Origin of the sequence: Streptomyces sp. NPDC016562 (assembly GCF_043076955.1) — a bacterium.
Classification (GTDB): Bacteria; Actinomycetota; Actinomycetes; order Streptomycetales; family Streptomycetaceae; genus Streptomyces.
This window is the reverse complement of record NZ_JBIBRZ010000001.1, coordinates 912,854-920,442: the sequence shown is the minus strand read 5'-3', so window position 1 is coordinate 920,442 and position 7,589 is coordinate 912,854. Positions and strand designations below refer to the sequence as shown.

Genomic DNA, 7,589 nt, shown 5'->3' with positions numbered 1-7,589 from the left:
CGGATGCGGTGGTGCCGTTGGTGCGGATGCTGTTGGCCGGGTGAGGCGCCGTTGCGGGGGGGGGGGGGGGGGGGGGGGGGGGGGGGGGGGGGGCCGGGCCGCCCCCCCCCCCCCCCCCCACGACCGGGGTGGGTCGGCAGCTCACAGCCCCCGATGGTGTGGCTGCCGGCTTGGGCTAGCGGTGGTGGTGTCCGCGGCGGCCCCAGGTCTCGGTGTCGACGGTGCGGCCGCGGTCGTCGCGGAGGGTGGCGGTGTCGCGCTCGTCCCAGATCTGGTGGCGGCGGTCCTGGTACACGTCGCGGTGGGTGTCGCGTCCAGCGCCGGTGTGGACCTTGACGCTGGAGTGGCCGTCGAGGCGGAGGTGGCCGAAGCGGTAACGGTTGCCGTCGCTGTCGGTGAGGGTGTAGCCGCGGAGGTCGACGGCGTGGCGGCCGGTGTTCTTGATTTCGACCCATTCGCGGTTGAGGGCGCGGGAGTCGCGGCCGCGGTCGCTGTCGTGGCCGCGGGTGTTGGTGTGGACATCGCTGATGACGAGGGAGGAGCGCTGGCCGCGGTGGCCGTGCCGGTCGTCGTCGTGGGCGGCGGCCGGGAGGGCGGCCGCGCCCACCAGGGTGCCGGCGGTCAGGAGGACGGCGAGGGCGCGGCGGGTGGTGTGAGAAGCAGACATGCGGATGACTCCTTCAACGGTCGTTCCGGCGTCTTTGCCGGGAGCCACACTCTGGTCCGCATGCGCCGCCAACCGCCACGACCCTGGACGTGTGTTGCTCAATGCGGACATGTCCGTAACTCTCCCTTGCAAGATGCATGGGTCAATGACCAGTTGACCTGCGGCGGCAGGGGAGTGGCGGCGGTCCGGTCACTGTCAGTGCAGGGCGGTTTCGGCCACATAAGCAGTTCATTCACGCCAGGGGGGTGGAGTGCGCCGAACGAGTTCCAGGCCGTGTAACAACGCACCGAGCAAGGAACGCGCCCCCAGCGGTGAGCGCGCTCAGCGCGACGACGTTCAAAGCGGTTGAGGCCGGAAACGGAGCGACCTAACCTGCCCGCATGAGCGACATCGTGATCACGACCCTGGCCGAGCGTCCCGAACTGGCCGGGCGGCTTTGGGACATGGCGGACTCGTGGCCCGACTTCGCCCAGCACGACGCGCTGGCCTGGCTGCTGTACCCGAGGATGGTCGCCGAGTTCCCCGAGTACGTCCTGATCGCCACCGACGGCGACGCGGTGGTGGCCCGGGGCTTCAGCCTGCCGTTCGCGCAGCACGCGCCGGGCCGTGACGGGGTGCTGCCCGCCCAGGGCTGGGACCGCATCCTGATGTGGGCCTTTTCCGACCAGCGGCGCGGGATCCGGCCCGACACGGTGAGCGCCATCGAGATCAGCGTGGCCGTCGACCGGCAGGGCGAGGGCCTGTCCGGGCTCATGCTCGCCGCGATGCGCGACAACGCCCGCGCCCGCGGCTTCACCGAGGCCGTCGCCCCCGTCCGGCCCAGCGCCAAGTCCGCCGAACCGGACACCTCGATCCACGAGTACGCGTACCGGACGCGGCAGGACGGCCTCCCGTACGACCCGTGGCTGCGCGTGCACGTCCGCGCGGGCGGAGTCGTCGACTCCGTCGCCCCGCTGTCGATGACGGTCAACGGCTCGCTCGACCAGTGGCGCGCATGGACCGGCCTCCCCTTCGACGCGCCGGGCCCGGTCCACGTCCCCGGCGCCCTCACCCCGGTCCACTGCGCACCGGAGCAGGGCTACGCGGTCTACGTCGAGCCGAACGTCTGGGTGCGGCACTCGCTGGCCTAGGGAAAATCAGCGGTGGCCGGGCGATCGGGAATGCTTGGATGCGGTCATGACTACCGAGCTCCCCGCCGACTACGAGATATCCACCGACACCGCGCGGATCGATCCCGACCTGGTCCATCACTGGCTGGCGCAGGACGCGTACTGGGCCCGCGGCCGGTCCCGGGAGAAGCAGGACCGGGCGATCGCCAACTCCCTCAACTTCGGCGTCTACGAGCGGGCCTCCGGCAGGCAGCTCGGCTACGCACGGGTCGTGACCGACCACGCCGATTTCGCCTGGCTGTGCGACGTGTACATCGCCCCCGAGGCGCGCGGCAAGGGGCTGGGGACCGCGCTGGTCACCGCGGTGCGCGATCACCTCGCCCCGTACGGCCTTAGGCGCGTCCTGCTGGCCACCGCGGACGCGCACGCGGTGTACGCACAGGTCGGTTTCACGCCGTTGGAGAACCCCGAGCGATGGATGACCCTGGGCGCTCAGTGACACGCCCCCGCTCGGCACGTGCCCGCGCTCGGCACACGCGCGGAGGACCGGGCCCGGCCCGCCCCTGACGGGCCGGGTCGGGTCGGGCCGGGATCGGCGTGCCGGGCGGGTCAGCCCACAGGGGTGAAGTCCTGCGCGGCGATGTACGAGGGGCGGCGCACCGGGGCGGCGAAGGGCTTCGACGGGCGGTTCTCGACGCTGTTGAAGACGAGGAACACGTTGCTGCGCGGGTAGGGCGTGATGTTGTCGCCCGAGCCGTGCATCGCGTTGCAGTCGAACCAGGTGGCCGAGCCCGCCTCGCCGGTGAAGAGCTTGATGCCGCACGCCGAGGCGAACTTCGACAGAGCCTCGTCCGACGGCGTCCCCGCGTCCTGCATCTGGAGGGACTTCTTGTAGTTGTCCTCCGGCGTCGCACCGGCACAGCCCAGGAAGGTCCGGTGGGACCCGGGCATGATCATCAGGCCGCCGTTGGTCGTGTAGTTCGGCGTCAACGCGATGGACACCGACACGGTGCGCATGTGCGGCAGCCCGTCCTCGGCGTGCCAGGTCTCGAAGTCGGAGTGCCAGTAGAAGCCGCTGGCCCCGAACCCGGGCTTGACGTTGATGCGGGACTGGTGGACGTACACCTCCGAGCCCAGGATCTGCCGCGCGCGCCCCACGACGCGCGGATCGGAGGCGAGGGCCGCGAACACCTCGCTGATCCGGTGGACCTCGAAGACGGAGCGCACTTCACGGGACTTCGGCTCCACGATGGACCGGTCGTCGGCCAGCGTGGAGGGGTCACGGAGCAGCCGGTCCATCTCGGCCCGGTAGACGTCCACCTCATCGGGGGTGATGAGCTCCTCGACGGACAGGTAGCCGTCGCGTTCGAAGCTCTCCAGCTCGTGGGCCCAGATGGGGCCCGGTGTGCCGGGCTCGGACCAGACGACGGGGTCCACTCGGCCGGTGAGCACCTCCTCGGTGCCCCTGGTCGGATACAGGTCCTTCACGGTGCGGGTGGATGCGTAGGTCATGGTGGTGCCTGCCTCTCCTCTCTGCGCGTGCGCGCGTCTGATCGTGCGCGGGTCTGTGCGGGCGCGGGTCTGTGCGCCTCAGCTGGGGTCGGGTTCGGTGAGCAGCGGGTACACGCCGTTCTCGTCGTGGTCCTCGCGGCCGGTCACGGGCGGGTTGAACACGCAGAGGCAGCGGAAGTCCTGCTGCACGCGCAGGGTGTGCCGCTCGTGGCCGTCGAGGAGGTACATGGTCCCCGGCGTGATGGTGTAGGTCCGGCCCGTCTCCTCGTCCGTGAGCTCCGCCCGCCCCTCCGTGCAGACCACGGCCTCGACGTGGTTCGCGTACCACATGGACGTCTCGGTGCCGGCGTACAGGACGGTCTCGTGGAGGGAGAAGCCGACGCGTTCCCTGGCCAGGACGATGCGCTTGCTCTCCCAGGTGCCGGATGCCGCCCTGACGTGGCGGTCGGTTCCCTCGATGTCCCGGAACGAGCGGACGATCATGGTGGTGCCCTTCGTGGTGTACGGGTGCTGGTACGGGTGCTGGTGGCGGCGCCTGTGCCGGTGCCTGTGCCGGTCAGGCGGTTTCGCGGACGGAGCGGGCGAGGATGTCGAGGCCCTCGTCGAGCTCGTCGCCGCTGATGGTGAGCGCCGGGAGCAGCTTCACGACCTCGCTCTCGGGTCCCGAGGTCTCCAGGAGGAGACCGTGCTCGAAGGCCCGGCGGCACACCTCGGCGGCGCGCTCCTTCTGGGCGAACTCGACGCCCCAGGCCAGACCGCGGCCCCGGTACGCCGCGCCCAGCCGGCCGTGTTCGTCGCCCAGGGCGCGCAGCGCGCTCTCGACGCGGCCGCCCTGGGCGAGGGTCCGCTCGCGCAGGACGCCGTCGCCCCAGTACGCCTCCAGGGCCGCGGTCGCGGTGACGAAGGCCGGGTTGTTGCCGCGGAAGGTGCCGTTGTGCTCGCCCGGCTCCCACAGGTCCAGTTCGGGCTTGAACAGGCACAGGGACATGGGGAGTCCGTAGCCGCTGATGGACTTGGACAGCGTGACGATGTCGGGGGTGATGCCCGCCTCTTCGAAGGAGAAGAAGTCACCGGTGCGGCCGCAGCCCATTTGGATGTCGTCGACGATCAGCAGCATGTCGCGGCGCCGGCACAGGTCCGCGAGGGCGCGCAGCCATTCCGCGCGGGCCACGTTGATGCCACCCTCGCCCTGGATCGTCTCGACGATGACCGCCGCCGGGTGGTTGAGGCCGGAGCCCTGGTCCTCCAGCAGCCGCTCGAACCAGAGGAAGTCGGGGACGCTGCCGCCGAAGTAGTTGTCGAAGGGCATCGGGGTGCCGTGGACCAGGGGGATACCCGCGCCGGCCCGTTTGAAGGCGTTGCCCGTGACGGCGAGCGAGCCGAGGGACATGCCGTGGAAGGCGTTGGTGAAGGAGACGACCGACTCGCGGCCCTTGACCTTGCGCGCCAGCTTGAGTGCCGCTTCGACGGCGTTGGTCCCGGTGGGGCCCGGGAACATCACCTTGTACGGCAGTGCGCGGGGTTCCAGGACGTGCGACCGGAAGGTCTCCAGGAAGGTCCTCTTGGCCGTCGTCGACATGTCGAGCGCGTGCGTGATGCCGTCCCGCTCCAGGTAGTCGAGCAGGGACCGCTTCAGGAGGGGGTTGTTGTGGCCGTAGTTCAGGGACCCGGCGCCCGCGAAGAAGTCCAGGTAGCTACGGCCGTGTTCGTCGTACAGCCGGCTTCCCGTGGCGCGGTCGAAGACGACGGGCCAGGCGCGGCAGTAGCTGCGCACCTCGGACTCCACGGTCTCGAAGACGGACAGGACCGGCTCGGTCATGGTCAAGGCAACTCTCCTATGGGGGTGGGGTGTTCGTGTTCGTTACCGGGATAGCGTGATGTTTGTGAGGGGGCCTCGGGGTGCGCCACCGGCATCAGAAGTGGAGCGGCCCGATGCGGTGCAGGACCTCCGGGGCGTGCCCGTCGTTCGGGAACTCATCGGCGGCGAACAGCACTTCGCGCGTGAGCGTGGCGCCGTGCCGTGCGGCGTACGAGGCGAACAGCCGCTGCGACGCGCGGTTGTCCGGGGAGATGGTGGTCTCCAGGGCGCTCAGTCCCTGCTCCGCCGCCACGCGGGCGGAGAGACCGTCGAGCAGGGCACCGGCGATTCCCCGACCGCGGGCGGATGCGTCGACGGCGATCTGCCAGATGAGCAGGGTTCCGGGGCTGTCGGGCCGCAGGTATCCGCTGACGAACCCGACGGCGCGCCCGGACGGGTCGCGGGCCACGGCGGAGGTGCCGGCGAAGTCACGGCACCAGAGGAGGTAGCTGTAGGCCGAGTTGAGGTCCAGCGTCCTGGAGTCGCGGGCGAGGCGCCACAGCTGGGGGCCGTCACCTGGGCGGGGGCGGTCGATGTGCGTCGTCACGGCGGTCGCGGCGGTCGCAGTCGCCGCGGTGGGGAGCGGAGTCTTCCTGTGTCGGGCTAGTTCTGCATGAGCAGTCATGCGGGCCGAAGTTACCCAGACATGGCGCATATTGCATGGCCCTAAGGGGTTACGACGCGGGCGTCGCTCGTGGTATATGCGGACGCCCTCCCGTGGGCGGCGAGCGCCGAGAATGCGCCCGTAGATCTATGAAAAATCCGGATATCTCCACCCCACCCTCTGTGAAGTAACGAACGCATAACGCCTTTGCCCTGTCTCATATTTTCCACTTGAATGTGATGTCTTCCTCGGCCATGCAGGGGTTTCGATCGCACCTGCGCGGTTATAGGCGACCGTCGAGCGTCGAACGCGGCCGAGTAACATCCCGGGATGCCGACGACGATCGAGACGCTGAGCCCCGAAGCCGGGCGGACCGACACCGAGGGCCTGGCCCGGTACGACGCGAACGCCCTGGCGCGGTGCGCCGTCGACGCGGCCCAACCGTGGTGGCGCCGCACCGCCTGCGCGCAGGCGCTGACCGGCCGGGTTCCGGAGCAGCGCGTGGCCGAGCTGATCGCATGCGTCCAGGACGCGGATGACGCGGGCTCGGTACGCGTCGCCCTGCTGGACCTCCTCGCGGACCGGTCCGAGCTGCTCCCCTGGCTGCGGCACGAGGACCGGCTCAAGGAGAGCGCCTACGGCATGACCGAGGCGGTCCTCCAGGCCCGTGGCAGGCTCGGCGACCGTACCGCGGCTGCTGCCCTGGCCACGCTCGCCTTCAGCCCGTGGCGCCACCGGCGGGCGATCGGCGAGGCGGGGCTGGACGAACTCACCGCCCGCTACGGCACCGAGGCGGTGCTGGCCGCCCTCGGCACGGACCGGCCCGAGGACCGTGCCGTCGCCGTCCGCCTGCGGCATCACGCCGACGAGGACGTGACCACCGCGCTCGCCGACCCCGACCGGGGAGTCGCGTACCTCGCCCAGACGCTGCAGAGCGATCCCGAACGGCTGCGCCGCTACCTCGATGAGGCGCCGACCGAAGAGGCGAAGGTGTGGGCCGCGTACGCGCTGCACCGCCTGACCGGTGACACCGCCGAGACCCACAGGTTGTACGAGGCGCTGGGGCGGCCCCGCGTCGAGGTGCCCGGGCTGGACGAGGAGGTGCGCGCGGCGATCGTCCACGAGTACGGGCACGAGTGCGCCGAGCGCAGCGACCCGCGGTGGCGGATCGAGGCCCTGTGCACCGAGCCGCCGGCCGGCCGCGACCCGGCCGAGTGGCTGAGCCGGGCCACGACCGCCCTCACCGCGGCGGGCCTCGCGCCGCAGCCGCCGGTCTCCTGCGGGGACTTTCACCGCCAAGGGGACGGAACCTACGACGTGATCGGCTACGGCGAGAGCGGCGGCGAGGTGCACATCAGCACGCTCGGCCGCTTCGCCGCCGAGGAGAACGACGATCCGGCGGTCCGCGGCGCCCTCGAATCAGCGGGCTTCCGCTGGATCGACCAGGCCGTCGGCTCGATCGAGGTCACCGGCCTCGGGGTGTACTACTTCGGCAGGCGCGACCCGTTGGACGTCCACACGCTGCTGTTCTACTGGCAGGACTGAGGCCCCGTCTGCGGCCAGTCTCTTCCGCAGTGCGTCGGGTACCAGCGGGGTCTCGAAGCTCTCGCTGAGGTCGCGCCCCGTATCCGCGTACGCAGTTTCTGCTCGCGATCGCGACGGTGGCGGGGGGCCTTTTCGATGCTGCTCGTGGGGGTCGTCGCCTGGCACGCGGCGTACACCGGGATCAAGACCGCTTCGGGCTCTCCATAGCGCGCAACGCGTACCGGCTCCTGGCAGGCGACGGGGACGGGGCCGAGCGACTGACCGTGCAACTCGGCATCATCGCCGGTCTGTCCG

Annotated in this window: 8 protein-coding genes; 3 read left to right on the top strand and 5 right to left on the bottom strand. The window is 70.8% G+C overall.

Annotated elements, in window-relative coordinates:
• Window positions 1-175 precede the first annotated feature (175 nt).
• Window positions 176-667 (bottom strand): lamin tail domain-containing protein, encoded by a 492-nt coding sequence (locus ACF059_RS04225; RefSeq protein ID WP_392051080.1) that lies wholly within the window; start codon window positions 665-667, stop codon window positions 176-178.
• Window positions 668-1,047: 380 nt separating this feature from the next.
• Here ACF059_RS04225 and ACF059_RS04220 point away from each other — a divergent pair, with 380 nt between their 5' ends.
• Both ACF059_RS04220 and ACF059_RS04215 read left to right on the top strand, forming a co-directional pair.
• Complete coding sequence (locus ACF059_RS04220; RefSeq protein WP_392051077.1) at window positions 1,048-1,797, top strand: N-acetyltransferase; 750 nt, start codon at window positions 1,048-1,050, stop codon at window positions 1,795-1,797.
• A gap of 46 nt (window positions 1,798-1,843) precedes the next feature.
• Window positions 1,844-2,275, top strand: coding sequence for a GNAT family N-acetyltransferase (locus tag ACF059_RS04215; RefSeq protein WP_392051074.1), 432 nt, complete (start codon window positions 1,844-1,846; stop codon window positions 2,273-2,275).
• A 110-nt stretch (window positions 2,276-2,385) separates the two neighbouring features.
• Here the strand turns inward: ACF059_RS04215 and thpD are convergent, their stop codons facing one another.
• From thpD to ectA, 4 genes are all read right to left on the bottom strand, one after another.
• Window positions 2,386-3,288: an ectoine hydroxylase gene (thpD, locus tag ACF059_RS04210; protein ID WP_392051071.1), complete on the bottom strand. Its 903-nt coding sequence runs from the start codon at window positions 3,286-3,288 to the stop codon at window positions 2,386-2,388.
• Between the two features lie 78 nt (window positions 3,289-3,366).
• Complete coding sequence (locus tag ACF059_RS04205; protein ID WP_392051068.1) at window positions 3,367-3,771, bottom strand: ectoine synthase; 405 nt, start codon at window positions 3,769-3,771, stop codon at window positions 3,367-3,369.
• Window positions 3,772-3,844: 73 nt separating this feature from the next.
• Window positions 3,845-5,113 carry a diaminobutyrate--2-oxoglutarate transaminase gene (gene ectB, locus ACF059_RS04200; RefSeq protein ID WP_392051065.1) on the bottom strand — a complete coding sequence of 423 codons (1,269 nt, stop codon included), beginning with the start codon at window positions 5,111-5,113 and terminating at the stop codon, window positions 3,845-3,847.
• 88 nt (window positions 5,114-5,201) lie between these two features.
• Window positions 5,202-5,771 (bottom strand): diaminobutyrate acetyltransferase, encoded by a 570-nt coding sequence (gene ectA / locus ACF059_RS04195; RefSeq protein WP_392051062.1) that lies wholly within the window; start codon window positions 5,769-5,771, stop codon window positions 5,202-5,204.
• 309 nt (window positions 5,772-6,080) lie between these two features.
• Here ectA and ACF059_RS04190 point away from each other — a divergent pair, with 309 nt between their 5' ends.
• The gene (locus tag ACF059_RS04190) at window positions 6,081-7,295 is read left to right on the top strand and encodes a hypothetical protein (RefSeq protein WP_392051059.1); all 1,215 of its coding nucleotides are present in this window, start codon (window positions 6,081-6,083) and stop codon (window positions 7,293-7,295) included.
• Window positions 7,296-7,589: the final 294 nt, after the last annotated feature.

What these genes read in the sequence shown, in the direction of transcription:
- ACF059_RS04225 (WP_392051080.1), bottom strand. Translation starts at nt 667, where the DNA reads ATGTCTGCTTCTCACACCACCCGCCGCGCCCTCGCCGTCCTCCTGACC.
- ACF059_RS04220 (WP_392051077.1), top strand. Translation starts at nt 1,048, where the DNA reads ATGAGCGACATCGTGATCACGACCCTGGCCGAGCGTCCCGAACTGGCC.
- ACF059_RS04215 (WP_392051074.1), top strand. Translation starts at nt 1,844, where the DNA reads ATGACTACCGAGCTCCCCGCCGACTACGAGATATCCACCGACACCGCG.
- thpD (WP_392051071.1), bottom strand. Translation starts at nt 3,288, where the DNA reads ATGACCTACGCATCCACCCGCACCGTGAAGGACCTGTATCCGACCAGG.
- ACF059_RS04205 (WP_392051068.1), bottom strand. Translation starts at nt 3,771, where the DNA reads ATGATCGTCCGCTCGTTCCGGGACATCGAGGGAACCGACCGCCACGTC.
- ectA (WP_392051062.1), bottom strand. Translation starts at nt 5,771, where the DNA reads ATGACTGCTCATGCAGAACTAGCCCGACACAGGAAGACTCCGCTCCCC.
- ACF059_RS04190 (WP_392051059.1), top strand. Translation starts at nt 6,081, where the DNA reads ATGCCGACGACGATCGAGACGCTGAGCCCCGAAGCCGGGCGGACCGAC.